Origin of the sequence: Nevskia sp. (genome assembly GCF_051860985.1) — a bacterium.
In the GTDB taxonomy this organism is placed as follows: Bacteria; Pseudomonadota; Gammaproteobacteria; order Nevskiales; family Nevskiaceae; genus Nevskia.
The window spans coordinates 24,614-48,291 of record NZ_JBIMKV010000011.1 but is presented as its reverse complement, the minus strand read 5'-3'; the positions used below and the strand labels follow the sequence as shown (position 1 = coordinate 48,291).

Sequence of the window (23,678 nt, the reverse complement as noted above, 5' to 3'; positions counted from 1 at the left end):
CGCTCGGAGGCAGGCTTTGCGGCCGGTTCGGCCATTGCAGCGGCGGCGGCATACCGCTTGCGCAGTTCGGCGGGCGTTTCTTCACCACAACCAGAACGACATCGGTGCGACATGAACCAGCCACACGTTTTCCGCAGGCGCGCGTTACGCGGCCTTTCCGCGCTGCCGGGCCTGCTGCTGGCCGCCACCAGCCAGACGGTGTGGGCGGAAGCGCCGGCCGAGGACGAGGCGGCGCATGTCGAGCAGCTGCCCGCTGTGGTGGTGACCGGCGGCGTGCCGCAGACCGAGGCGCGCACGGCGGCGGCGGTCGGCGTGGTCGATGCCCGGATGCTCAAGAGCGGCCGGCCGCAGATCAATCTGGCGGAGACACTGAACAGCATTCCCGGCGTCGATGTCCGCGACCGGCAGAACAGCGCCCAGGATCTGCAGATCCAGATTCGTGGCTACGGCGCCCGTTCGACCTTCGGCGTGCGCGGCATCCAGCTGCGGGCCGATGGCGTGCCGCTGACGGCGCCGGACGGGCAGGGTGCGGTGTCTAACCTGCTGATCGGTTCGCTGGATCGCATCGAGGTGCTGCGCGGGCCGCTGGCCTACCAGTACGGCAACAGCGCCGGTGGCGTGATCGCCGCCTACAGCCTGGCGCCGCCGGAGCGCCTGGGCACCGAGCTGAGCTTCAGCGCCGGTGACTACGGCAGCTGGCGCGAGGCGCTGGCGATCGGCGGCCGGGCTGCCGACCAGAAGCTCGGCTACCGGCTGGATCTGGAACGCTACGACATCGCCGGCTACCGCGATCACAGCAAGGCGCAGCGCAACGTCGGCGCGCTGAACGCCCGCTACGACCTCGGCAACGGCCAGCAGCTGCGCCTGCTGGCCGGCGCGCTGTGGGGCGGTGATGCCGAAGACCCGCTGGGCCTGACCCGCCAGCAGTTCGAGCAGGACCCGCGCCAGGTGGCGGCAGTGGCGAAGACCTACAACACCCGCAAGAACACCGATGACTGGCGCGCCGCGCTGGGCTGGAGCGGCGCCTGGTCGAAGGCGGCCGACTGGGACCTGATCGTCTACGGCAGCGGTCGCCGGATCGAGCAGTTCCTGTCGATCCCGAAGGCGGCACAGGCGTCGCCGGCGCGGGCCGGCGGCGTCGTCGATCTCGATCGCAACGGGGCCGGGGTCGATGCCCGCAGCAGCTGGCAGCTGGGCGAGCTGCGCCTGAGCGCCGGCCTGCAGTACCAGCTGGCCGACGAGCACCGGCGCGGCTACGAGAACTTCGTCGGCGATGCGCTGGGCGTGCGCGGCGCGCTGCGGCGCGACGAGGACAACCGGCTCTACAACTTCGACCAGTTCCTGTTCGCCGAATACGCCTTTCAGCCGCGTTGGCGGCTCAGTGCCGCCGTGCGGCACAGCCGGGTGGCGTTCAAGTCCGAAGACGACTACATCCGCACCGGCAATCCGGACGACAGCGGCAGCACCGATTTCTCGGCCACGCTGCCGACCATCGGGCTGGCCTTCGAGCAGGCCGAGGGCCGGCTGTTCTACCTGAGCGCCGGCATCGGCTTCGAGACGCCGACCTTCAACGAACTGTCCTACCGCAGCGACGGCGAAGGCGGCCTCAACCTGGCGCTCGATGCCTCGACCAGCCGCAGCGTCGAGATCGGCGTCAAGCAGCAGTTCGGCAACCACGGCCTGCTGACCCTGGCGCTGTTCAAGATCGACAGCGACGACGAGATCGTGGCCGGCGCCACGGTCGATGGTCGCGCTAGCTTCCAGAACGCCGACACCGCCCGCCACGGCGCCGAACTGGGGCTGGTGCTGCGGCTGCCGGCGGCGCTGCGCCTGCAGATGGCGGCCAGCTATCTCGATGCCACGTTCGCCGAGCAGTACCGTTACAACAACGGCAGCGCCACGGTGACCGTCAACGACGGCAATCCGATTCCCGGCGTCGCCCAGGGCAGCGTCTACGGCGAGCTGAGCTGGCGGCGCGGCCAACCTGGCTGGGCGGCGACGCTGGAAGCCCGCTACTCGGACAAGGTGTCGGTCAACGACATCGCCAGCGATGCCGCGCCGAGCTACACGGTGGTCAACGCCAGCGCCGCCTATCGCGCGCTGATCGGCCGCTGGGATGTCGAAGGCTTCGTGCGTGTCTACAACCTGCTGGATCGGCGATACATCGGCTCGGTAATCGTCAACGACGCCAATGGCCGCTATTTCGAGCCGGCGCCGGATCGCGGCGTGCACGCCGGCCTGAGCCTGCGCTGGGGTTCATGAACGGGCGCACGGACGGCATGCTGCCGGCGGCGCGGATGCCTCGGCCGGCACGGTAGACTGCCGACCGTCGGCGATCACGACGTCGTGATCGCCGTCGCTCCGCGCGTTTTCCGCCCCGCCTGACGGGCGGCGGATCGACGCCTCCCAAGTCAGAACGCCAGCACCGGGCACCGCCGCATGCCGTCGACGACGAGCTTCCTGGCCGAACTGCAGCGCCGCAACGTCCATCGGGCGGCGATGTTCTACGCCGCTGCGGCCTGGCTGCTGGTGCAGGTGGCCACGCAGGTGTTTCCGTTCTTCGACATTCCGAACAGCACGGTTCGCATCGTGGTGATTGCGGTGGTGATCGGCTTTCCGTTCGCGCTGCTGTTCTCGTGGTTCTACGAATGGACGCCGCAGGGGATCAAGCTGGAAAGCGAGATCGACCGCAGCCAGTCGGTGACCCGGCAAACGGGCAAGACGATGGATCGCTGGATCATCGCCGTATTGGGCCTGGCGGTGGTCGTGCTGCTGGCCAACACCTTCGTGTTGCGCAAGGACCCCGGCACGGCGCGTGATGCCGGCACGGCGCGCTCGATCGCCGTGCTGCCGTTCGTCAACATGTCCGGCGATGCCGCCAACGAATACTTCTCCGACGGCGTCAGCGAGGAGATTCTCAACGTGCTGGCGCGCGCGCCCGAGCTGCGGGTGGCGGCCAGAACCTCGTCGTTCTCGTTCAAGGGCAAGACGCTGGAGATTCCCGACATCGCCCAGGCACTCGGCGTGCGCATGGTGCTCGAAGGCAGCGTCCGCAAGCAGGGCGAGCGGGTGCGGATCACCGCGCAGCTGATCGACGCCGGCAGCGGCTTCCACGTCTGGTCGCAGACCTACGATCGCAAGCTGGAAGACATCTTCGCGATCCAGGACGAGATCGCCAGCGCGATCGGCAAGGAGCTGGAAGTGAAGCTTGCCGGCCCCGGTCAGGCCGGCGGCCAATCGACGGGCACCAGCAATGTCGCCGCCTACGATCTCTACCTGCGCGGCATCGCCCTGTGGCATGCGCGTCGCCCTGACACGCTGTGGCAGGCGGTCGAGCTGTTCGAGCAGGCCACGGCCGCCGATCCGACCTTTGCGGCCGGCCATGCGGGGCTGGCGCTGGTCTACTCGGTGCTGCCGGCCTACAGCGCGCGCATGGGTTTCAACGAAGGATTGAAGCGGTCGACCGATGAGGCGCTGCATGCGCTGGCGCTCGATCCCGCGCTGCCCGAGGCTTACGCCGCGCTGGGCAACAATTCGGCCAACAGCCGTCAGCGTCTGACCTCCGATGCCCTGCTGCGCCGCGCCATCCTGCTGCGGCCGTCGTTCGCGACCGCGCATCAATGGCTGGGGATCAACCAGTTCACCAGCGGCCAGCTTTCGGCCGCGCTGGCATCGCTGGAGCGAGCGACGCTGCTCGACCCCCGTTCGCCGGTGATCGCCGAGAACCACGCCTTTTCGCTGCTGACGCTGGGGAGAGTTGCCGAAGCCGCGCAGCGCTGCGAGCAACTGCTGGCCATTGTTCCCGAGCATCCGTCCTGCCTTCAGTACCTGGGGCTGGCCCGGCTGATGCAGGGCGATCTCGATTCCGCGAAGACGGCGTTCGAACGGATGGAAGCGGCCCAGGGACACAGCGGCCAGACGCAGGCCTTGATCGACGCATTCGCCGGCCGCGCCGACCGCCATGCGCTGGCCCTGAAATGGGCAGCGCTGCCGTTCAACAGTCAGGCCGATCCCGCCAGTGGCAATACGCTGGAAGATCAGGTGATCGCGGCGCTGCTGATGATGCTGGGCGAACCGAAGCTGGCGCTGGACTACATCGAGCGCATCGCCATCGAGACCGGCGCCAGCATGGACTGGGCGGTGATGCTGCCGGCCATGGACCCGATCCGCTGCGAGCCGCGTTTCGCGGCGGTCATCCAGAACCTGAAAACGCACGACCCTTATGCTGCGAAGGTGTGTGCCGCGAAAGGCGCACCGTGAATTTCTTCGCCAAGCCGCTGGCGAGGCTGGGTCTGCCGGAGTCGCATCGCTAGCGATGCCCGCGGTCCCCCGTTGATCCGGTGGTCGAGGGATCACCCTGCAAGTTTCCCTAGAATGCGCGTCCCGCCCGAGCCCCCGAAGAGACGTCGCGCATGAATCCGATCGACACGCTGCGCAAGGCCGCACTCGACTACCACGAGTTTCCGACCCCCGGAAAGCTGGCGGTCACGCCGACCAAGCAGATGGTCAACCAGAACGACCTGGCGCTGGCCTATTCGCCCGGTGTCGCGGCGGCCTGCGAGGAGATCGTCAAGGACCCGGCGAACGCCTTCCGCTACACCGCGCGCGGCAACCTGGTGGCGGTGATCACCAATGGCACCGCCGTGCTGGGGCTGGGTGCGATCGGCCCGCTGGCCGCCAAGCCGGTGATGGAAGGCAAGGCGGTGCTGTTCAAGAAGTTCGCCGGCATCGACGTCTTCGATCTGGAAGTCGACCAGCGCGATCCCGACAAGCTGATCGAGATCATCGCCGCGCTGGAGCCGACCTTCGGCGGTATCAACCTGGAAGACATCAAGGCGCCGGAGTGCTTCTACATCGAGCGGAAGCTTCGCGAGCGGATGAAGATTCCGGTCTTTCATGATGATCAGCACGGTACGGCGATCATCGTCGGCGCGGCCGTCACCAACGGCCTGGAAGTGGTCGGCAAGAAGATCGACGAGGTCAAGCTCGTCGTCAGCGGCGCAGGCGCGGCGGCGCTGGCCTGCGTCGAGCTGCTGGTGGAGCTGGGCATCCGCATCGAGAACATCTGGCTGACCGACCTTGCCGGCGTGGTCTACCAGGGCCGCACCGAGCTGATGGATGAGGACAAGGCCCGCTATGCGCAGGCCACCGCCGCCCGCACGCTGGCAGAAGTGATTCCGGGTGCCGACATCTTCCTGGGTCTGTCGGCCGGCGGCGTGCTGAAGCCGGAGATGGTGCGCACCATGGCGACCCGGCCGCTGATCCTGGCGCTGGCCAATCCGACGCCGGAAATCCTGCCGAGCGAGGTCCGCGCGGTGCGCGACGACGCCATCATCGCCACCGGCCGTACCGACTATCCGAACCAGGTCAACAACGTCCTGTGTTTCCCGTTCATCTTCCGGGGCGCGCTCGACGCCGGTGCGACGACCATCACCCGGGCGATGGAGATCGCGGCGGTGAAGGCGATCGCCGAGCTGGCGCGCTTCGAGCAAAGCGATGTCGTGGCCAATGCCTACGGCATCGAGGACCTGTCGTTTGGCCCGGAATACCTGATCCCGAAGCCCTTCGATCCGCGCCTGATCGTGCACATCGCGCCGGCCGTGGCCAAGGCCGCGATGGATTCCGGCGTCGCCACCCGGCCGATCGCCGACTTCGACGCCTATCGGCAGAGCCTGCAGCAGTTCGTCTATCACAGCGGCACGCTGATGAAGCCGGTGTTCGCTGCCGCGCGCCGGGTGCCGCCGGAGAAGAGCCGGATCATCTTTGCCGAGGGCGAGGACGAGCGCGTGCTCAGAGCCGTGCAGATCGTCATCGACGAAAGGCTGGCCCGGCCGATCCTGGTCGGCCGGCCGAAAGTCATCGAGCAGAGCATTGAGAAGTACGGCCTGCGGATTCGCGAAGGCGAACACTTCACGGTGGTCAACCCGGAGTTCGACGAGCGCTATCACGCCTACTGGAGCGAGTACCACGCGATCATGGCGCGCCGTGGCGTGACGCCGCAGTACGCGCGCATCGAGATGCGCCGCCGGACGACCCTGATCGCCGCGATGCTGCTGCGGATGGGCGAGGGCGACGGCATGATCTGCGGCACCTTCACCACCACCTGGCGCCACCTGCAGTACATCGACCGGGTGATCGGCCTGAAGCCGGGGGCGAACTGCTACGCGCTGATGAACGGCGTGGTGGTGCCGAACCGCCAGCTGTTCATCGTCGACACCCATGTCAACGTCGACCCGACTGCCGCTCAGCTGGCCGAGATCACGGTGATGGCCGCCGATGCCATCCGCCGCTTCGGCATCGAACCGCGGGCGGCGCTGCTGTCGCACTCCAACTTCGGCTCCAGCGACACGCCGTCGGCGCAGAAGATGCGCGAGACGCTGCGCCTGCTGCGCGAGATGGCGCCGGAACTGATCGTCGACGGCGAGATGCACGCCGACTGCGCGCTCGACGAAGTGCAGCGCCGCAGCGTGCTGCCGGAATCGACACTGACCGGCCAGGCCAACCTGCTGGTCTGCCCGAACCTCGATGCCGCCAACATCGCCTACAACCTGCTGAAGACGGCGGCCGGCAACAACGTCGCGATCGGGCCGGTGCTGCTCGGCTGTGCGGCGCCGGTGCACATCCTGACGCCGTCGGCGACCGTGCGCCGGATCGTCAACATGACGGCGCTGACGGTGATGGAGGCCGCGACCGGCGTCATCTGACGCCCCTCTGCACTGCGCAGCAAAGCCGCGTTCAAGTATCCTTCGCGCGCTTTTTTCAGCCGCTCGACCAAAGACAGGAACTAACGTGGATCAGACACTCGCCGCCCGGGTGGGTCGCATCAAGCCTTCTCCGACTCTCGCCGTCACCGCCAAGGCCGGTGAACTCAAGGCGCAGGGCCTCGACGTGCTGTCGCTGTCTGCCGGCGAGCCGGATTTCGATACGCCGGCGCATGTGAAGGCGGCCGCGATCAAGGCGATCGAGTCGGGCTTTACCAAGTACACGCCGGTCGGCGGCACGCCTTCGCTCAAGAAGGCGATCATCGCCAAGCATCAGCGCGACAACGGGCTGGACTACGCCCCGAACCAGGTGCTGGCTTCGGTCGGCGGCAAGCAGGCTTGCTACAACCTGTGCCAGGCGCTGCTCAACGACGGCGATGAAGTGATCATCCCGGCGCCGTTCTGGGTCAGCTACCCGGACATGGTGCTGCTGGCCGATGGCAAGCCGGTGATCCTGCCGACCGACGCCAGCACCCGCTACAAGATCACCGCCGCCCAGCTGGAGGCGGCGATCACGCCGAAGACCCGGCTGATCTTCCTGAACTCGCCGTCGAACCCGTCGGGCGTGGCCTACACGCGCGCCGAACTGACCGCGCTCGCCGAGGTGCTGCTGAAGCACCCGCGCGTGATCATCGCCAGCGATGACATGTACGAGAAGATCCTCTGGGCCGACGAGCCATTCGCCAACATCGTCAACGTCTGCCCGGCGCTGTACGACCGCACGGTGGTGATCCACGCCGTGTCGAAGACCTATTCGATGACCGGCTGGCGTCTGGGCTGGTCCTGCGGCCCGAGGTGGCTGATCACGCCGATGTCGGACATCCAGAGCCAGAGCACGTCGAACCCGACCTCGATCGCCCAGGCGGCGGCCGAAGCCGCGCTCAATGGCGATCAGGCCTGCGTCGCCGAGATGACCGTCGCCTTCAAGCGTCGCCACGATTTCCTGGTCGCCGGCCTGAACGAGATTCCGGGCATCCGCTGCCAGCCGAGCGACGGCACTTTCTACGCGTTCCCGGACATGTCCGGGCTGGTGGCCGCGAAGGGCCTGAAGGACGATCTCGAATTGGCCGACATCCTGCTGAAGGATCGGCTGGTGGCACTGGTGCCGGGTTCGGCGTTCGGTACGCCGGGTCACATGCGGCTGAGCTTCGCGACCAGCGACCGCGTGCTGACCGAGTGCCTGAAGCGCATCGACGCCTACGCGCGCAGCTGATTCGCCTTTCGGCGGGCGGCCTGCCGCCCGAGACGCCCCGCAGCGTGCACCCGTGCACGCTGCGGGGCGTTTTTGCATGTCCGGCTGCAAAGGCTTGCCGCTAAGCTTCGGACGACGGCGATCGCGGCTTGCCGTCGCCCCGTCCCGCCATCCGAGCACGGCACATGGCACGCGATCCGGATGCGAAGCACCGCCGGCTGGCGGCGATCGTGTTCACCGACATCGTGGGTTTCAGCGCCATCGTCAATCGCGACGAGGCGGCGGGCGCGCGTGCACTGGATTGGCAGCGACGCATCGTGCGGCGGCAGCTGGCGATCTTCGGCGGACGCGAGATCGAGACCGCCGGCGACAGCTTCCTGCTGGAGTTCGCCAGCCCCTACGCCGGACTGCGCTGCATCGCTGCGATCCAGCGCGCACTGCGCGTCACGCCGCCGGCGTCGGCTGACGATGCCCCAGTGCTACTGCGGGCCAGCCTGCATGTCGGCGACGTCGCCCATCGCGGTCGTGAGGTATTCGGCGATGCCGTGAACGTGTCAGCCCGCCTGCTGCCGCTGTCGCCACCGGGCGGGCTGGCGCTGTCCGGCGCGGCGCTGGCCCAGCTGCACGGACGCCTGCCCGTGACTCCGGATGCGCTGGGCGAATGCCGGCTCAAGAACATCGCCGATCCCGTGCCGGTCTGGGTGTTCAGCGCCGAGGCGCTCGATGTCCTGCCGCTGGCGTCGCCGTCGGTGAACCCGGAGGCAGGCAATCGGCCGCGCTTCGATCGCCGACGGCTGGCCGCCTCGGTGGCGGCAGTCCTGGTGCTCATCGCCGCCGCCGCGCTGCTGCCCGGGTACCGGGCCGGCCCGGCCACGCGCGAAAGCGGAGCGCCGCTGCGCATCGCGGTGCTGCCGTTCGCCAGCTTTTCCAGCGGCCGCGATGACGGGCTGCTGGCCTCGGGCCTGCAGGACAGCATCCTGACCAACCTCGCGCGGATCGACCGCCTGCGCGTGATCTCGCGGACGTCGGTCGAGCCGTACCGGGACCCGGGTCGACGCAAGCTCAAGGAAATTGCACAGGAGCTGGAGGTCGACTCGATCATCGAGGGCAGCCTGCAGCGTGATGGCGAGCGACTGATGGTGCAGGTGCAGCTGATCGATGCCGCGACCGACCATCACGTGTGGGCGCAGAGCTACGAACGGCAGGTGACCGACCTGTTTGGTGTGCAAAGCGCCATTGCCCGCGACGTGGCGCAAGCGGTTCGGCAGCGCTTCACCGTGACGCAGCAGCGGGCCGTCGATGCCGTGCCGACGGCCAGCGTCGCCGCCTGGACGCGCTACCAGCAGGCGCTGGCCGCGCGCGACGAGCGCCGGCTGGAGCCGGCGCTGGCGGCGGTCGCCGAAGCGCTGACGATGGACCCTGCATTCGCGCTGGCGCATGTGCTGCAGGCGGAGCTGCATGTCCAGGCCTTTCATGCCGCGACCGATCGCAGTGACCAGCGGCTGCTGGCGGCGCGCCAGGCATTGATCCGCGCAGCCGAGCTGAATCCCGACCTGCCGGAGCTGCACCGTGGCTGGGGCGCCTATTACGCCCACGGCCGCTTTGATCTGGACGCAGCCATCGCCGAGTACGAAACGGCGCTGCGGCAGCTGCCGAATGACGTGCTCACGCTCGGTGCGCTGGGCGACGCCTACCGCCAGCGCGATCGGCTCGACGAAGCGCTGCTGCTGCAGCGCCGCGCGGCCGAAATGGCGCCGCGTTCGAAGGCCGCCTTGATCGACGTGGTGACCACGCTGGAACTGCTGCATCGGATCGACGCGGCCGATGCCGTGGTCGACCGGCTGGCGAGAGTCGACGGCGACAGCCAGCCGGTGCTGGTCTATCGCGCTCGACTGGCGTTGGCGCGCGGCGATCTGGCCCGGGTCCGGCAGCTGCTGCCGCGCATCACCTACGCGCCGGCACTGGAGCGCTTCCATTACTACCTGGGGGAGTTCGACGAGGCGATCGACCAAGTCCGACGGCAGCCGGAATGGCAGACCGGCGACGCCGGTGGAGACGCCTATCCAGCGCTATCCAACCTGGCGGCGCTGTACTGGCTGAAAGGCGATCGGGCGACGGCGGCCCGGCATGCGCGGCAGGCGATCGCGCTGCTCGAAGCGAGGCTTGGCAATGGCGATCCAGCAGCCTGGGACCAGATCGTCACGCAGGCGACCAATCATGCGTTGCTCGGGGAAGCGACGACGGCAAGGACCTTGGCCGATACCGCGCTGCGTGAGTACTGCTGCGGCAATCCGATGACGAGCGGCGACATCCTGGGTCCGCTGGCCGGCGTCTACGCGGTGCTCGGCGACAAGTCGACCGCCATCGCGTTGCTGGCGCGCCTGCTCGATGGGCATTCGGTCATCACCAGCGCCTATGTGCGGAACGATCCGTTCTACGCCTCGCTGCGCGACGAGCCTGCGTTCAAGGCACTGGTCGATCGGGCCTATGCCGTGACGGCTCCGGCGCCTTGAGCGATCAGCGCTTGCGGACCTGCACCAGTACGTCGATGACGTACTGGCTCTTGGGCACCTCGATGCTTCCGATCCATTCCGCAGCCGACGCCAGGTCGCCTGCCACCGGCGGCGGCGCTTCGTACTTGCCGGGTGGAATCTTGGGCGCGCCGCTGGTGGCCGAGCTTTCGTTGCCGAGCGGCAGCACCAGCACGCCGATGGCCTTGCCGACGGCTGCCGCCGGCGCCGTGATCGCGGCTTTCGCGGACGCCTCGCTGTCGGCGATCACATAGGCGAGCTGGACGTGACGGCGGCTGCCGTTCGATCGAATCGCCTGCAGATCGGCCGACGCGGCCTGGGCCTGTGCAATCTTCGAGACCGCCTTCACCTCACCGGGCTTCTTGTCTGCCATGAGCGTCGCTCCTTCATGCCGTTGGACCGCGGATGTCGCAGGCCGGGATACCGTCATCGAACGAGCCAGCGACGAAATCGGGCCGGCATGCGATGACGTCGAACAATAGGTCAGTCACCTCTGGCGCATCAACGGAAAGCCGCTGCCCGAACAACTCTGCGACGGCTGCCCGGCATCGATTCGGAGACCAGCCGGCGACTTCCGGAGAGGCTCGCGAAAAGGGTTGCCTTTGCGTCTCAGTTAGGTAGAATGCGCGACCGCAACGTTCCCTGATAGCTCAGTCGGTAGAGCAAGTGACTGTTAATCACTGGGTCCCAGGTTCGAGTCCTGGTCAGGGAGCCAATTTGCGGAGCTATGAACCGGTACCGTCTGGGTCCGGTTATCAGCCAGCAAGTCCGTCCGGTAGTTGATTTCAGCGCGATCCGAGTGTAGCACCACGGATTCCAGCAACTGCCTCAGCATGGATCGGCTTCTCGGAACGTCGGTGGCATCGCGAACGATGCTTAGCAGCTCCGATCGAATCTCTCCAATCTCAGCTGCATCAGCTCCGAAGGTCGGGGCAGCTTCAGTCGACCGCGCTTCACGTCGTTCCTTCAGCGACCGCTCGCGTTCCCGTAGTTCGGTCAGCCGATCCTTCATGTCGCCGAGGTCCGGTGCATCTCGGCCGTGCAATTCCAGGACATCTAGCAGCCGTCGACGGCGCTCCGCGATGTCGCGCAGCTCCCGCTCGATCGCGGCGAGTTCGGAACGTCTCTCCGCTGCCCAGGTCCCGCACGCGGCGTTCAACTCCATTGCAACCAGCGTCATTGTCTCGGCGGTGAACACCTTGTCGCAGATCTCGGCGACCAGCCACGCATCGAGCTTGTCCGCGCGCCGCCGGCGATCTCCGCAGCCCTTGGATGCAATCCAACTGCGGCAGTTGTAGTAGGCATACGAGGCCGTTCTTCCGGTCGCGCGTTCGACGTTCATCTGCGCACCGCAGTGCCCGCACGCCAGCACGCCGGTGAACAGGTGGGTGGAGAGCGCATGACCGAGCTTTTTTCGCCGAGCCGAGGCGCGCAGCGCTTGGACTCGCTCCCATAGATCGGGATCGATAATCGGCTGATGACTCTGCACGCGGATCCACTCCGACTCCGGCTTCAGCAGGGTTCCGGACTGGCGAGGCGCGCGCCGATTGAACACCACCATGCCGGCCGACGATGGGCTTTCGAGAACATGCGCCACTGCAGCCGAGGTCCAAGGCTTCCCACGATGCAGCGTCCCCGAGGCGTTCATGTCCGATGCGATGGTCCTCGGACCTGCGCCCTCAGCGCACCGGCGAAACATCGCGGTGACGATCCACGCCTCCTCCGGACGCGGCACCAGCCGCCGGCGGCGCGGGTCGTCAGGGGCTGGGCCGGCCGAGTAGCCGAATGGCACGCGGCCGCCGTTCCAGTGTCCGGCCCGGGCGTTGTTCTGCAACGAGCGCAGCGTGTCGGTAGCCACCTGCCGGCTCACCACCTCGTCGATCATCGCAAGCACGGTGTCCAGGACGAACCCCGACGTGGTGCCGCGATCGATGTCTGCGGTGCAGTAAGCCATCCGCACGCCGCGCTTCTCCAGCCGTCGCTTGTACACGCCGGCATGGACGGCATCGCGAGCGAAGCGGCTGGTCGACCAGGTGATGAAGTAGGCACAGCGCTGCGACTCGGCGAACGCGATCGCGTCCTGGAAGCCGGGCCGGTCCTCGTCGCGCCCCGAGATCCCGCGGTCCTCGAACACGCGGAGCACCTCGACCCCGAGCGCCTCCGCTTTCGCGCGGCATTGCTCGACCTGGCTGGTCAGCGGCAGCTCCTCGGCGGCCTGCTTTGCAGTCGACACACGGGCGTAGATCACAGCGGTTGGGCGCATGGCTCGGTCACCGGTAGCGCGCGCCTCAAAAGGCGCTTCTGAAGTATGCAGACGTTCTGGTACCCACCTACCGTTTTGATAGGGGTGGGGTGGCCTGCCGAGCCCCCACCATAGACCGGAGCTATCGAGGAGATGCCGGCGCGTTGACCGACGATGCGACACCGCCGCGCCAACTTCGCTTATCTCGCCGAACAGCTTCCGCAAGCGCCTGATTTTGCTGCGCAGCAACTTCGCTCAACTTCGCTTTCTACCCAAAACGCGAAGTTCACCCCTCGGTTGTTTCAGCCCGTTCCGAGAGCCACTTAGAGCCGCCCCGCAAACGTCGGCCTGCATAGCTTCTCAGGGTGCACGCGGCCCGGCCTCTACGATTTGCGTTGGCGGACCGGAGGTCGTGCACGCGCATCGGCGGAAGGCACGACGCCTGGTCGGTCGACGCCAGCAGGCAGCACGTTCGCGGCAACGGCCGGCCGCGTCGCCGGCGTGGCCACGGCGCAGCAGGCAGGCGAACAACCTGCACGGTCCTGCTTTCCGTCCTGAATCGGACGTAAGCCCTTGATATTCCTAAGATCGCCGATGTGCAGCTTTGCGCTTTCGGCTGACCGAAGTTGCACGGTCCTTTTTCAGGCCCTCGCGAAAGTTGCACAGCGCTCGTTTCCCTCTTCTTCTTCTTCTTTCTCATTGAAAAGAGAGAGATACAAACGAAAGCTCGATGGAGTTCATGTGCAACGGAAAGTCGAAAGGCGCACGGCAGAGACGGAAAGCTGCACGGTAATCGAGGGAAGTTGCACGGTGCACAGGCTTAGAGAATCAAGCACTTAACCGGAATCAGCGGGGGGACCGTGCAGGTTCAGACGGAATGCCTGCCTCACACGCGCGGCAAGGGCACTTTTCCCCCTCGTGAGGAGGCGCGCCAGCGGGTGGACCGTGCAGGTTTGAAGGGGACCGTGCAGGTTCGGGCAAAAAAAAGCCCCGCATCGAGCGGGGCGAACGGTGCTGCGGGGGATCAGGTGACGCCTTCGGGCTCGGCCTGCAGCTCGGCAGCCAGGGCGCGGCCGATCTCGGTCTGCGAGCCGTCCTTGAACACGCGCACCGGCAGATCGATGCCCTTCAGCGCGGCCCGGCGTACGCCGATCGCGATGCAGTGGTACTGGTCGCGGCCAGCGATCACGGTCCGGAAATCGGGGTCGACGACAAGCTCCGCGTCGACCAGCTGCTGCTTGAACACGCGGGCGGTCTTGATCGGCAGCGTGTCGTAGAAATCGCGCAGGTGGTTCGAGCTGGCCAGGTGATCCATCACGTACTGGGCCTTCACCACCAGGCACACCTCGGCATCCTTGTCGGCGGCCGGCTTCACCTCGCGCCAGGCGAACGGATAGACGAACCGCTCGCTGGCGATCTCGCTGGCCAGCTTTTCCAGGATCCACACGAACGGCTCGCGATCGTGCTCGGTCTCGGTCATGTGGGCGTTCATTTCCGCGATGCAGTCACGCGGGAAGTCGCCGGCGTTCTCCTCGATCCCGGCGAACTCGGTCATCAGCTTCCAGGCCAGCAGCAGGGCGCTGTAGTTCGTCGCCATGCGCTTGGCGCCGAGGTCGCCCTTTGTGCTGCGGCTGTTGCGATAGCAGTACTCCACCAGGCGCTCGTGGCGCTTCACCACGGCTTCGGGGTCCAGCTCCGCCACCCAGTCCAGCCAGTTGCGCATCGGCCACAGCGGCAGCTTCTTCGGCATCACCGGGCCCTGCTTCTCGCTGGTCAGCTTGGTGCGCACCAGCTTGCCGGTGATGTCTTTTGCCGGCACGTCCTCGCCGGCCAGCAGCACCGGCGCCGCGTTGAGATACCGCAGGTTCTCGCTGCCGCGCGTGTGCGGCGTGAACTGGTAGCTCTCCTGCAGCATCGTGATCGCCATCGCCAGGCTGATCTTGCCGGCCTTGGACACCTCTTCCCAGCCCACCGGGATCGAGGAATGACCCACCGAGCTGATGATGCGGTAGGCCGTCTTCAGCTGTTCCGAGCTGAACATCTGGAAGCCGGTGGTGCCGCTCAGGCGCTCGATCAGCGTGGACTTGCCGGACGCCTTCTTGGCCTGCATCTCGAAGTGCGGCCAGAATCCGAGGATGCATTTCAGCGCCACGGCGCCGCAGACCCACACCAGCGGGATCGCCGCCGCGTTCTGCGTGAACGTGGTCTGGTAGGCGTCGATCACGGCGCGGGCGTCGGCCTGCGTACCGCGGTGGAACACCGCATCGTGATAGATGCACTGCTTGTCCGGCCGCTCGAAATAGCAGTCCGTGCCCTCGTTCACCCGCAGCTTGCCGTCCAGCCAGCACAGGCCCACGAAATTGGCCGCCCGCCGCTCGCCGAAGTGCACCGCGCGCTCGAACAGCGTCACCAGGCGCTTGAACTGCTTCGGGTCGTAGATCGGGCCGAAATCCTCCCAGCGCGCCAGGCGGTGCAGATCCTCGTCGCGGAACACCCGGCGCAGCAGGCGCGGGCCGTGGCGTGGCACCTGCACCGTGGCCGCGAACTGTGTTGTCGGCGCCGAATCCTTCACGCCGCTCACGGTCGCCTTCGGGCTCTGGATCGTCACGCGCGAGATCGCCGCGATGCGGAAGCCGGCAAGCGGGGACAGCTTCACGCCGCGCCGCTCGCCGCCGGCCTCGTCGTCTTCGTCGCCGCCGGAGTCGTCTTCCGGATCGTCGCCGAGGTCGCTGATGTACTGGGTGAAGTCCGCTTGTGCCTTGAAGCGGCCGTATACCGCGAAGTCGTAGCCCGGCAGCCACAGCCGCTTCGGGCCGGGCTGCAGCTTGGCCGGCACGCCGGCAATCGCCGAATCCTCCAGCCGCCGCAGCCGCGTGCGCAGGCCGTCGACGCCTTCGGCCTTCAGCACGTCGTTGCAGTCGTTCAGCTTGCGGCGAACCCAGTCGGTCTGGTCGACGATCGAGCACCCGATGTTCAGTGCCGTCAGCTGGTCGTACAGCGCCCAGGCCGCTTCCGGCCCGGGCCGGCGATCCTTGGCATTCGGCTCGTCGGCATCGAACACGATGACCACGTGCTTACCAACGCACTGGGTCCAGTCGATCGACTCCGCGCCCTGCAGGCCGCGCACCGCCATCGCACAGGCGCCCTTGATCTCGCAGGCCTCGATCGACAGCGCGTTGATCGCCGACTCCACCACGTACACCGTGCGCGCGCCCTTGAGCGCGCGCCGGCTGGCCAGCCAGGGCAGCCCCAGCTTCTCGCCCTTGCTCCAGGTCTTCAGCCCGCCGTTCAGCGCGGGGTCGATGAAGCGCTTGTCCACGCCTTCCGGCAGGCCGGTGGTGACGTCGTAGGCGATGAAGGCCACGGCCGGTCCCTGATGTCCGATCTCGCCGGCCGGCACCTTGCTGCTGACCCAGCCTGAATAGCCCAGCGTGCGCGCCTTGATCGCTTCACGGATCGTTGCCTCCGGGATCTTCCGTTCATCGCGCAGGTAGGCAACCGCCGGCTCCGGATCGGCCAGGCAGCTGGTGGCGATGAACTCGGCCGCGCTGCGCTCCCGGCGCGGCGCTTCCTGGGCCGTTGGCCAGGAGATGCCGCAGTAGTCGTGCAGCCAGCGGTTGGCCTCGTTGAACTCACAGCCCTGCACGTACATCACCAGGCTGAAGGCGTCTCCGCCCTTGTCGCTGCTCCAGTCCTTCCAGCCCGTGCCGCCGTCGAAGATCGACAGGCTCGGGCTCTTGTCCTTGTGGTGCGGGCTCTTGTAGTTGCCGCTGCGCACCGGCCGCTCCAGCCCCAGCTTGTCGGCCAGGTCGTGAAGGTCCACCCGTTCCTTGATCTCCGCGATGTTCCTGCGTAGCGCTTCCTTGAATGCCTCGTTCTCGATGCCGTTGCCTGCGCTCATGTCCGCTTGTGGTTATTGGTCTGGTGATGGAGTGGCCGCTGTCCAGGCGTGGCACGCCGGCGCATCGAGGCGGATGTCGGTATCCGCCGAATAGGTGGCCTTCACGCGCGCGCACTTGTACCAGCGGCGGGTGCGGCTTCCGTAGGTTCGTGAATGTGCGCGCAGCTGCGCGCAGGTCTTGCAGGTTTCGCCGGCCGGCCCCGTGCCGGGCGTGCCGGCGTAGCCGGTGCCCTTCAGCCGCGTGTGCCGGCGCGGCTTGCTGAAGATCTCGGATTGCTCGGGCATCCGTCAGCGGCCTTCGGAGCGCCGGTTCACAGCTGCGCGGCCGGCTTGCTGCCGGGCTCGCCGGGCAGCACGGTCACGGTGAGCCGCGCGCTCGGGGCAGGGCACTCGAACACTCGGCGGCCGACGCGGATCGAGCCGACGCCGGCATACAGCATCGCCTCGCGGATCCGCTGCTGGCGATGTTCGTCGAGGTCGCGCTTGGCGCACAGCCTGGCCAGGTTCCGCAGCGTTTCGGCCTCGTCGGTGCACGTGCCCATCAACGGCTGCCTCCGTGTGCCGTACCGTCCCGCAGCGCTTCCAGCGTGCGGATCGCGCTGGCCAGCCGCCAATCGCTCAACCGGTACAGCGTCGGCTTCGCGTTCGTGCCAACTGCCATCACCTTCGCGTGGTAGCGGCGCTGGTCCGCCTGCAGGCGTCGCAGTTCGGTCAGCTGGTCATCGATCGGCGCCGGGCGCCAGGGCCGCGCGGCGGTGGCCGCCGATTGCGCATCGGGGATGTCGGCCGGGTGAGGGCCACGGGCAGCAGGGGACTGGCTCATGAGGGCCTCCGGATCGGGGTCACGTTCGGGTGCAGCGTCTTCAGCAACACGCCGAGGTCATCCGGCATCAGCGCGAAGCTGCGCGTGCCCTCGGCACCGCGCGGCGGCGGCAGTTCGTACAGCAGCTGGCCCTGCTGCAGGGCGGCGGTCTCGATCGCCTGCAGCAGCGGCTGCAGATCCGTGCCGGGCTGGCACACCAGGATCAGGGCAGGGTTCATTAGGCGGGATTGAGCCACGCCACTTCGGTTCGGATCCCTGCTCCTCGCCCTGCCGATATCCGGGATTTCGTCTCGAAGCGCTGCCAGCTGCTCAGCTCGGTGTCGTAGAGATCGCTGCGATATCCACACAGCACCACCATCCCTTCGACGCTCTTCAGCGCGGTCAACAGTCGCAGGTGCTCGGCCGGATCCATTTCGTGCCGATATGCCCCGCGCGTTCGCATGACGCGCGTCTCTGGCAGGTACGGCGGATCAATCAGGAACAGCGTGTCCACTCCGTCGTGCGCGCCGATCACGTCGACGGCGTCGCGGTTCTCGATCATCACGCCAGACATCCGCTCGCCGATCGCCGCGATCGAGTCCGGATAGTCGGACCAGTTGTGCTGGGCAGTCCCGTACTTCCGCCGAGTGTCGATCCTGAAGCCCGTGCTGCCTTTCGTGGCTCCGGCACTGCCAAAGCCCATTGCCGCCCGAACGCATGTCCGGCGCGCCCGCTCCACGGGGTCGCTGCTGTGCTCGTACGCCATCAGGAATTCGGCTCTGGCGTATGGCGTCAGCCGGCATAGCTTGATCAGCTCCGCCCTGAGCGATGCGTCCCGGAGCACACGGAAGAAGTTGACGATTCCGCCATCGAGATCGTTGTAGACCTCGGCGTATGCCCTGGGCTTCTGCAACAGCACGCCGGCGGCGCCGCCGAACGGCTCGACGTAACACCCATGAGGTGGGAAGAACTGCAGCAGCCACGGCGCAAGACGAAACTTCCCGCCGTGGTAGCGCAGCGCGGGTCGCGCCACCGGCTGGGGCGGCTTCCGGCCGGGGGCAGGGCTAGGCATGGGTTGCCTCCGGTGCGGCGCCAAGCATGTCCTCGTAGACGTTGCTGACGACCTGGGCAAGGTTGTCCGGGAATAGCTCCAGCGAGCGCTTCAGAGACAGTTCCCCCTCTTCCAGCATGTTTCGATCGGCGACATCAGGCGCGGAACGCCATCCGTTCGGGACCTCCGGCATCTTGGCGATCGCCCTGATTCCTTCCTCGATCAGCAGCAGCTCGTGCATGTACTCGTCCCCGTTGCCGGGGTACTCGCGGCAGCCAGTGGTGGGGTCCGTCATGCCGTGCTCGCGGTCGTAGTCGTCGCCCCGCTTTTTCACCCAGTTGGCCGCGGCATGAATGCCCCGCGCAAAGTCATCCGGCGCAGCGGCCTGGTTGTGAGGGCACCAATCCGGCGTGGGGTATCCCTTGCTCCAGTAGGCCGTGAGCCTGCGGTCGGCCGCCATGCAGTCGGCGCTTGTCCCGCTGTCCGTCTGATCGTTTTCGTCGAAGTCCCGCCAGTTTTCCGTGCGCAGCTTCGGGCAGCCGTCGCACACCAGCTTGACGATTTTGCGGGGACCGATAGTCGTATCGCTCATGGCTTCACATCCGGCGTGCGAAAGAAGCCCAGCTGCCCGCCGTAGGCCCTGAACGGCAGCGGCCGGGAGTTGGCCAACACAAAGCCGTAGCGGCCGCTGAACCACGGGCTGGGGTGGCTATCGGTGCAGCCCACCAGTTCCGATTCGCCGACGATGCCGCCCAGCTCGAACGTCTCCGGAAGCCGGATGCCGGGGAAGCGCTGAATGACCTGCGCCGCGTCCTCTCGCTGCTGAGGGCCGAAGCGCTTGCCGGCGTGGATCAGGAACCGGCCCCGGAAGCTGGTCACCCAGTCCCGGTTCTCGATGTCCTTGTGCCCGTGCACGATCAGCCAGGCCCAGGGCTGCAGAATGCTGAGCGTGTGGATCAGCGGCACGCCGATCTCGTCCGCGCAGTGGGTGCGGATCCATTCCTGCACCGACCGCGCGACCGCGACGTACGCCGCCGAGGGCGTCTTGCTGATTTCCTGGCCGGGTCGGTACTCCGCGAAAACCGCCTGGCGCAGCGACTTCGGCAGCCGGAACCAGTGCGTCCTGCAGCCCCACTGCGCCGGCGGAACGGCGGCCTTGCAGCCGGGCCAGTGGCAGGTGTGCGCGCTCACGACATGCACCGCTGGTACAGCTGCTCGATCTGCTGCTCGAACTCCGCCGTCACGTGCTTCGGCCGGCTGGTCAGGGCTTCCATCAGGGTTGCGGCATCCATGCCCAGCCGCTGTGTCAGAACCGACAGTTCGAAGCCTTCCTGCAGCAGCTCGGTCCACCGGGCGCGGGTCTTGGCGGCCGGCCGCAGCGTGCCGCTCATCTGCGCGTGCAGCCGGACGATCTGCAGCTCGGTGATCGCCTGCACCTGGCGCTTGCCGATCTGCAGATAGGGCCTTGCATAGCCCAGCCGGGTAGCGATGTCGCCCTGGTTGAACCCCTGCCGGTACAGATCCCGGATCAGCTTCCAGACCTTGGTGGCCGGCACCAGCGAGGCATCGGCGCGGGCATCGGTGGTCACCGCCAGGATCCGGCGGCTGGTCAGCGCGCGGATCTTCAGCTTGGCGCCGGCGATGATCTCCTGCAGCACCGTCGCCGAGACGCCCGACGCCTCGCTGATGGTGTGCCGCCCCAGGCCTTCGCCCTGCAGCCGCACCAGGTGCTCGCGGGCGCTGTCCGCCGGCACCAGGCCGTTCCAATCACCACGGGCCCGGGCCTGCTTGCGCGCCGCCTCGTACAGCGTGTTGGCTTCGCGGCAGCGGTCGCAGCGGCAGCCGCCGATGTACTTCACGCGGTCGCCATGCGGCCGGCGTGCGGCCAGTTCCACGGTGCGCAGCCCGCGCCCCGGCAGGCCGATGTCCAGCTCGGCCGCGCTCATTGGCCCAGCTCCCGGCGTGCCGCTTCCCGTGCATCGTTGATCTGCGCCATGCGCTCAGCGCTTCCGCCGCGATCCGGGTGCGCGTTCGCTGCCAGCTGGCGATAGGTGGCATCCACCTGCGCCATCGTCGGCCTATCGCCCTCGGTCCAGCCCAGCACCGTGCGCCAGCCGCGCGCGGCGTCCTGGCCCGGCGCGGGCAGGGCGGCGAACTGGAACAGCTCGCCGACGTCGGCCACGCCGTAGCGCTCGATCGCGCGCGTCGCCTCGATATGCGCAGCGATCGCGGCGATGTTCTGTTCCACCTTCGTGAAGCGGTCGCAGGGCAGGGCGTGCGCCTTGCCGCGCAGCACGAAATACAGGCAGGCGCCAGGGTCGGCAGGCTGCGCCAGGCCGCCGCGCGGCATGCCATCAAGCCGCAGCGGCACGTTGGTGCTGAGCACGGCGTTGTCGACGCCGAATCGCTCCATCTCCGCCTGCAGCCGATCAACGGCCTGCGTCAGGCTCAGCGGCTGGGTCTGCGGATACTGGCGGTCGCCGAGCTTGCGGGTGGCGAAGTTGCCGTTTTTCCGGAGCCCTTCTTGTGTGCGCGGCTTCGACGCCGGCCATTGCAGCGGATAGCGCTGGTCGCTCATGAGGTGGCTCCTGCGGCTTCTCGCCGTTGCTGCGCGTTGATCTCCTCGATCTCTCGCTCCACCTGCCAGCGCTTCACTTCCACCCACTCCGCCGGCGGCGTGAAGCGCTGGCCGGGCTCGCCTTCCGGGGCCAGCGTCGGGATGCTCACAAACCAGATGCCGCGATCCGGGCAGCCGGTGAGCGTGGCGAACCAGCACTTGCCTTCGCCGAGCAGCATCGGGAAGTCGTGACGGATGCCGGCGCAGGCCAGCGCGTGGGTCATCGGGGGGAACTTCGGGAGCGCTCTCAATCGGCTGTCCAGTGCCTTGCCGGCCGCCGTGTTCAGCTTCGGCCAGTGGCTGCCGCGACTGATCTTCCACAGCGTGTCGTCGGGCCGGTGACCGAACTCGATGCCATTGACCCTGCCGTCGAGATTCGAGAAGTGAAAGCCGGACGCGCCCAGCTCGGTGAGCAGCGCGGAGATCTCCCGCCGGGCCGCCTCGCGCTGCTCGTGCAGCGCCTTGGCGGCGGCGGGCAGGGCCCCAGAATCCAGACGGTAGTAGCGGCTCTGAATGCTCACCGGCCACCCCCCGAATGCTCATCCATCAGCCGGCGGATCACCTCGGCATCGCTGGCGTCATCCCCGGTCAGCTCGGCCGCCAGCGCGGTGTGCTCTGCCCACCAGCAGACCAGGCGGCAGACGATGGCGATCGCGATCGCCAGCAGGAACAGCTGCACGAACAGGCTCATGCCGCACCGCCTGAAGACGCGCGGTCTTCGGCTGTGTCGATCGCGGGCCCGCAGGTGACAGCCGCCGGCGGATGCCAGCCGGTCAGCGCCTCGATGCCGGCCCAGGTGTGGGCGTCATCGGGCTTCGGCGCCAGGCAGTGGCGGCACAGCACGCTGCGCACGCCGTCCCGCGTGCTGATCAGATAGAACGGGGCATCGTTGCCGGCGGGGTGGCGGCGCAGCGGCAGCGGGATCTCCGCTTCATCGAGCTGCCGGTGAATCAGCACGTCCTCGCCGATGTACAGCTTGCCGAGCGCGCTCAGGCACGGGGCATCCTTGATCACGGCATCGCTGCCGGCTTTGAGCAGGGTCATGACTTGGCTCCTCGGTGGGCAATGTCGGCGTCGATCGCGGCGATCAGCGCCGGGTCCGGCTGGTGGATCTCGCCCTCGATGCCGAGCTGCTGAACGAATCGGCCTCCGGGGAGCGAATCGGTGTAGGCAAAGAGATCCCCGCGCCACGCCACGACACCATCGAAACGTTCAGCGAAGCGATCTCGGCGTCCGTCAGCCCGGTGTCCGCCACCGGCAGCCAGATCGTGGTTTCCCCGAACACCTCGGCCATCTGCGCGAACGGGCAGTTCGGGTCCGCGCCCGTCAGCAGCGCGGCCGTGTCCGGCCGGTGCGCCTTCACGAACGCCCAGACCTGCCGCTTCAGCTCCGGCGGCAGGCGGCTGATGCAGACCATGCGGCACAGCTGCGGCGTCGACGGCGGCGGCGACTGCAGCGGCGGCATTCACGAGCCCCTCCGCTTCCGCTCGAGGCGGTAGGCCTTGATCATCTGTTCGAAGATCTGGCCGCCATTCACGATGTAGTCGTGGATCTCGCAGTTGCTGCTCAGGTGCAGGCGGATCACGTGGATCAGGTCTTCCACGATGTCGGCATCGACAATGCTCAGCCGGAACAGGTTGGCCTTCACGCGGTCGCCGTTGTAGAGGCTGGCCAGACAGCCGGCGATCACGTAGCTGCTGCCGCAGGTGAAGTTCACCCGCATCACCAGATCCAGCAGCCGCTTCAGGCTTTTCACGCCCTGTTCGCGGTCCGCCTCGCGCAGCGCCTGGCGCCGCTCGAAGCGGTCACCGTCGCGCCATTCACGCCAGCAGCTCATGAAACGGTCACGGTCGGCGGCCGGCATCGTCAGCGTGAAGGTCACGTCCCGGTCGCTGTGCAGGCTGGCGTGGCGGTTGTCGTGCGCGGCCGGCGCGCCGGTGGCATCGGCGGCGCTCACAGGCCGGCCTCACTCAGGCTGGTCCGCACCTCGTCCCTTGTGGGCCGGGTGTAGATCATCGTGGTCTTGATATCGCGGTGACCCATCACGGTGGCCGTGTGCGTCAGCGGCTCCTTGGCCGTGCTGCGGTTGACCAGGCGGTTGCCCAGCGTGTGGCGCAGCCAGTGCGGGCTGGCGGTGAAGCCCAGCCCGGCGATGGCGCTCCAGTACGCGCAGCGCATCTGCACGCCACGCGGCGTCATGCCTTCGCCGCCCTTGCTGCGCGTGCGGCTGATCACCAGGGGCTGGTCCGGCTCCTGGCTCAGGCCGGCATCGCGGCGCAGCTTGATCAGCGCCTTCAGCTCGTCGCGGATGGCGTTGGTGAGCGGCACGTCGTAGCCGCGGCTGCCCTTGCTGATCTCGTCGCGGAAGCTCAGCTCGTTGCTCACCAGCGCGCGGCGGGCATCGCCCACGGTGAGCTGGCACACGGCGCCCACGCGCCCGCCGCTGCAGCGGATCAGGCGCAGCAGGTGCAGGTCGCGCTGGGCGGTGAAGCCGCTGCGGGACTTGATGGCGGCGAAGAACGCGGCCTCTTCTTTCGGGGTCAGAAAGCGCTTCAGCATCTTCATGGCTCGGTCACCTTTC

At 67.6% G+C, this 23,678-nt stretch carries 23 protein-coding genes and 1 tRNA gene; 6 read left to right on the top strand and 18 right to left on the bottom strand.

Annotated elements, in window-relative coordinates; translation table 11 throughout:
• The first annotated feature begins 111 nt into the window (after positions 1–111).
• From ACTIGJ_RS12230 to ACTIGJ_RS12210, 5 genes are all read left to right on the top strand, one after another.
• On the top strand, positions 112–2,262 hold the full coding sequence (locus ACTIGJ_RS12230) for a TonB-dependent receptor family protein (protein WP_439640600.1): 2,151 nt from the start codon (positions 112–114) through the stop codon (positions 2,260–2,262).
• A 177-nt stretch (positions 2,263–2,439) separates the two neighbouring features.
• Positions 2,440–4,260, top strand: coding sequence for a hypothetical protein (locus ACTIGJ_RS12225; protein ID WP_439640599.1), 1,821 nt, complete (start codon positions 2,440–2,442; stop codon positions 4,258–4,260).
• Between the two features lie 152 nt (positions 4,261–4,412).
• Positions 4,413–6,704, top strand: coding sequence for an NADP-dependent malic enzyme (locus tag ACTIGJ_RS12220; protein ID WP_439640598.1), 2,292 nt, complete (start codon positions 4,413–4,415; stop codon positions 6,702–6,704).
• Positions 6,705–6,789: 85 nt separating this feature from the next.
• Positions 6,790–7,974: a pyridoxal phosphate-dependent aminotransferase gene (locus ACTIGJ_RS12215; protein WP_439640597.1), complete on the top strand. Its 1,185-nt coding sequence runs from the start codon at positions 6,790–6,792 to the stop codon at positions 7,972–7,974.
• A 164-nt stretch (positions 7,975–8,138) separates the two neighbouring features.
• Positions 8,139–10,466 (top strand): adenylate/guanylate cyclase domain-containing protein, encoded by a 2,328-nt coding sequence (locus ACTIGJ_RS12210; RefSeq protein WP_439640596.1) that lies wholly within the window; start codon positions 8,139–8,141, stop codon positions 10,464–10,466.
• A 4-nt stretch (positions 10,467–10,470) separates the two neighbouring features.
• Here the strand turns inward: ACTIGJ_RS12210 and ACTIGJ_RS12205 are convergent, their stop codons facing one another.
• Positions 10,471–10,857 (bottom strand): hypothetical protein, encoded by a 387-nt coding sequence (locus ACTIGJ_RS12205; RefSeq protein ID WP_439640595.1) that lies wholly within the window; start codon positions 10,855–10,857, stop codon positions 10,471–10,473.
• Positions 10,858–11,123: 266 nt separating this feature from the next.
• Here ACTIGJ_RS12205 and ACTIGJ_RS12200 point away from each other — a divergent pair.
• Positions 11,124–11,199 (top strand) — tRNA-Asn (locus ACTIGJ_RS12200).
• Here ACTIGJ_RS12200 and ACTIGJ_RS12195 read toward each other — a convergent pair.
• The 17 genes from ACTIGJ_RS12195 to ACTIGJ_RS12115 all read right to left on the bottom strand — a co-directional run bounded on the left by ACTIGJ_RS12195 (position 11,158) and on the right by ACTIGJ_RS12115 (position 23,662).
• The gene (locus ACTIGJ_RS12195; protein ID WP_439640708.1) at positions 11,158–12,747 is read right to left on the bottom strand and encodes a recombinase family protein; all 1,590 of its coding nucleotides are present in this window, start codon (positions 12,745–12,747) and stop codon (positions 11,158–11,160) included. The two genes, ACTIGJ_RS12200 and ACTIGJ_RS12195, sit on opposite strands and share 42 nt — an antisense overlap.
• A gap of 1,003 nt (positions 12,748–13,750) precedes the next feature.
• Positions 13,751–16,627 (bottom strand): toprim domain-containing protein, encoded by a 2,877-nt coding sequence (locus tag ACTIGJ_RS12190; protein ID WP_439640594.1) that lies wholly within the window; start codon positions 16,625–16,627, stop codon positions 13,751–13,753.
• A 12-nt stretch (positions 16,628–16,639) separates the two neighbouring features.
• Complete coding sequence (locus ACTIGJ_RS12185; RefSeq protein WP_439640593.1) at positions 16,640–16,912, bottom strand: hypothetical protein; 273 nt, start codon at positions 16,910–16,912, stop codon at positions 16,640–16,642.
• 26 nt (positions 16,913–16,938) lie between these two features.
• A complete protein-coding gene (locus tag ACTIGJ_RS12180; RefSeq protein ID WP_439640592.1) occupies positions 16,939–17,169 on the bottom strand; it encodes a hypothetical protein in 231 nt (76 codons plus the stop codon).
• Positions 17,169–17,450 carry a hypothetical protein gene (locus tag ACTIGJ_RS12175; protein WP_439640591.1) on the bottom strand — a complete coding sequence of 94 codons (282 nt, stop codon included), beginning with the start codon at positions 17,448–17,450 and terminating at the stop codon, positions 17,169–17,171. The genes ACTIGJ_RS12180 and ACTIGJ_RS12175 overlap by 1 nt, the downstream gene beginning before the upstream one ends.
• The gene (locus ACTIGJ_RS12170) at positions 17,447–17,668 is read right to left on the bottom strand and encodes a hypothetical protein (protein ID WP_439640590.1); all 222 of its coding nucleotides are present in this window, start codon (positions 17,666–17,668) and stop codon (positions 17,447–17,449) included. Before ACTIGJ_RS12170 ends, ACTIGJ_RS12175 begins: the two co-directional genes overlap by 4 nt.
• The gene (locus ACTIGJ_RS12165) at positions 17,668–18,501 is read right to left on the bottom strand and encodes a DNA adenine methylase (protein WP_439640589.1); all 834 of its coding nucleotides are present in this window, start codon (positions 18,499–18,501) and stop codon (positions 17,668–17,670) included. The genes ACTIGJ_RS12170 and ACTIGJ_RS12165 overlap by 1 nt, the downstream gene beginning before the upstream one ends.
• Positions 18,494–19,072 carry a hypothetical protein gene (locus ACTIGJ_RS12160; RefSeq protein WP_439640588.1) on the bottom strand — a complete coding sequence of 193 codons (579 nt, stop codon included), beginning with the start codon at positions 19,070–19,072 and terminating at the stop codon, positions 18,494–18,496. The genes ACTIGJ_RS12165 and ACTIGJ_RS12160 overlap by 8 nt, the downstream gene beginning before the upstream one ends.
• Complete coding sequence (locus ACTIGJ_RS12155) at positions 19,069–19,671, bottom strand: ASCH domain-containing protein (protein ID WP_439640587.1); 603 nt, start codon at positions 19,669–19,671, stop codon at positions 19,069–19,071. Before ACTIGJ_RS12155 ends, ACTIGJ_RS12160 begins: the two co-directional genes overlap by 4 nt.
• Positions 19,668–20,426, bottom strand: coding sequence for a hypothetical protein (locus ACTIGJ_RS12150; protein ID WP_439640586.1), 759 nt, complete (start codon positions 20,424–20,426; stop codon positions 19,668–19,670). The genes ACTIGJ_RS12155 and ACTIGJ_RS12150 overlap by 4 nt, the downstream gene beginning before the upstream one ends.
• On the bottom strand, positions 20,423–21,058 hold the full coding sequence (locus ACTIGJ_RS12145; RefSeq protein WP_439640585.1) for a J domain-containing protein: 636 nt from the start codon (positions 21,056–21,058) through the stop codon (positions 20,423–20,425). The genes ACTIGJ_RS12150 and ACTIGJ_RS12145 overlap by 4 nt, the downstream gene beginning before the upstream one ends.
• Positions 21,055–21,618: a hypothetical protein gene (locus ACTIGJ_RS12140; protein ID WP_439640584.1), complete on the bottom strand. Its 564-nt coding sequence runs from the start codon at positions 21,616–21,618 to the stop codon at positions 21,055–21,057. The genes ACTIGJ_RS12145 and ACTIGJ_RS12140 overlap by 4 nt, the downstream gene beginning before the upstream one ends.
• The gene (locus ACTIGJ_RS12135; protein WP_439640583.1) at positions 21,615–21,788 is read right to left on the bottom strand and encodes a hypothetical protein; all 174 of its coding nucleotides are present in this window, start codon (positions 21,786–21,788) and stop codon (positions 21,615–21,617) included. The genes ACTIGJ_RS12140 and ACTIGJ_RS12135 overlap by 4 nt, the downstream gene beginning before the upstream one ends.
• Positions 21,785–22,141 (bottom strand): hypothetical protein, encoded by a 357-nt coding sequence (locus ACTIGJ_RS12130; protein WP_439640582.1) that lies wholly within the window; start codon positions 22,139–22,141, stop codon positions 21,785–21,787. Before ACTIGJ_RS12130 ends, ACTIGJ_RS12135 begins: the two co-directional genes overlap by 4 nt.
• Positions 22,142–22,184: 43 nt before the next feature.
• A complete protein-coding gene (locus ACTIGJ_RS12125; RefSeq protein ID WP_439640581.1) occupies positions 22,185–22,562 on the bottom strand; it encodes a hypothetical protein in 378 nt (125 codons plus the stop codon).
• Positions 22,563–23,054: a DUF7673 family protein gene (locus tag ACTIGJ_RS12120; RefSeq protein WP_439640580.1), complete on the bottom strand. Its 492-nt coding sequence runs from the start codon at positions 23,052–23,054 to the stop codon at positions 22,563–22,565.
• On the bottom strand, positions 23,051–23,662 hold the full coding sequence (locus ACTIGJ_RS12115; protein WP_439640579.1) for a tyrosine-type recombinase/integrase: 612 nt from the start codon (positions 23,660–23,662) through the stop codon (positions 23,051–23,053). The genes ACTIGJ_RS12120 and ACTIGJ_RS12115 overlap by 4 nt, the downstream gene beginning before the upstream one ends.
• Positions 23,663–23,678 lie beyond the last annotated feature (16 nt).

Bases quoted from the DNA above. Each gene is read 5' to 3' on its own strand.
- ACTIGJ_RS12145 (WP_439640585.1), bottom strand. From the start codon at position 21,058: ATGAGCGACCAGCGCTATCCGCTGCAATGGCCGGCGTCGAAGCCGCGC.
- ACTIGJ_RS12180 (WP_439640592.1), bottom strand. From the start codon at position 17,169: ATGGGCACGTGCACCGACGAGGCCGAAACGCTGCGGAACCTGGCCAGG.
- ACTIGJ_RS12125 (WP_439640581.1), bottom strand. From the start codon at position 22,562: ATGCCGCCGCTGCAGTCGCCGCCGCCGTCGACGCCGCAGCTGTGCCGC.
- ACTIGJ_RS12195 (WP_439640708.1), bottom strand. From the start codon at position 12,747: ATGCGCCCAACCGCTGTGATCTACGCCCGTGTGTCGACTGCAAAGCAG.
- ACTIGJ_RS12230 (WP_439640600.1), top strand. From the start codon at position 112: ATGAACCAGCCACACGTTTTCCGCAGGCGCGCGTTACGCGGCCTTTCC.
- ACTIGJ_RS12185 (WP_439640593.1), bottom strand. From the start codon at position 16,912: ATGCCCGAGCAATCCGAGATCTTCAGCAAGCCGCGCCGGCACACGCGG.
- ACTIGJ_RS12220 (WP_439640598.1), top strand. From the start codon at position 4,413: ATGAATCCGATCGACACGCTGCGCAAGGCCGCACTCGACTACCACGAG.
- ACTIGJ_RS12175 (WP_439640591.1), bottom strand. From the start codon at position 17,450: ATGAGCCAGTCCCCTGCTGCCCGTGGCCCTCACCCGGCCGACATCCCC.
- ACTIGJ_RS12150 (WP_439640586.1), bottom strand. From the start codon at position 20,426: ATGAGCGCGGCCGAGCTGGACATCGGCCTGCCGGGGCGCGGGCTGCGC.
- ACTIGJ_RS12160 (WP_439640588.1), bottom strand. From the start codon at position 19,072: ATGAGCGATACGACTATCGGTCCCCGCAAAATCGTCAAGCTGGTGTGC.
- ACTIGJ_RS12205 (WP_439640595.1), bottom strand. From the start codon at position 10,857: ATGGCAGACAAGAAGCCCGGTGAGGTGAAGGCGGTCTCGAAGATTGCA.
- ACTIGJ_RS12210 (WP_439640596.1), top strand. From the start codon at position 8,139: ATGGCACGCGATCCGGATGCGAAGCACCGCCGGCTGGCGGCGATCGTG.
- ACTIGJ_RS12225 (WP_439640599.1), top strand. From the start codon at position 2,440: ATGCCGTCGACGACGAGCTTCCTGGCCGAACTGCAGCGCCGCAACGTC.
- ACTIGJ_RS12135 (WP_439640583.1), bottom strand. From the start codon at position 21,788: ATGAGCCTGTTCGTGCAGCTGTTCCTGCTGGCGATCGCGATCGCCATC.
- ACTIGJ_RS12165 (WP_439640589.1), bottom strand. From the start codon at position 18,501: ATGCCTAGCCCTGCCCCCGGCCGGAAGCCGCCCCAGCCGGTGGCGCGA.
- ACTIGJ_RS12130 (WP_439640582.1), bottom strand. From the start codon at position 22,141: ATGACCCTGCTCAAAGCCGGCAGCGATGCCGTGATCAAGGATGCCCCG.
- ACTIGJ_RS12170 (WP_439640590.1), bottom strand. From the start codon at position 17,668: ATGAACCCTGCCCTGATCCTGGTGTGCCAGCCCGGCACGGATCTGCAG.
- ACTIGJ_RS12190 (WP_439640594.1), bottom strand. From the start codon at position 16,627: ATGAGCGCAGGCAACGGCATCGAGAACGAGGCATTCAAGGAAGCGCTA.
- ACTIGJ_RS12115 (WP_439640579.1), bottom strand. From the start codon at position 23,662: ATGAAGATGCTGAAGCGCTTTCTGACCCCGAAAGAAGAGGCCGCGTTC.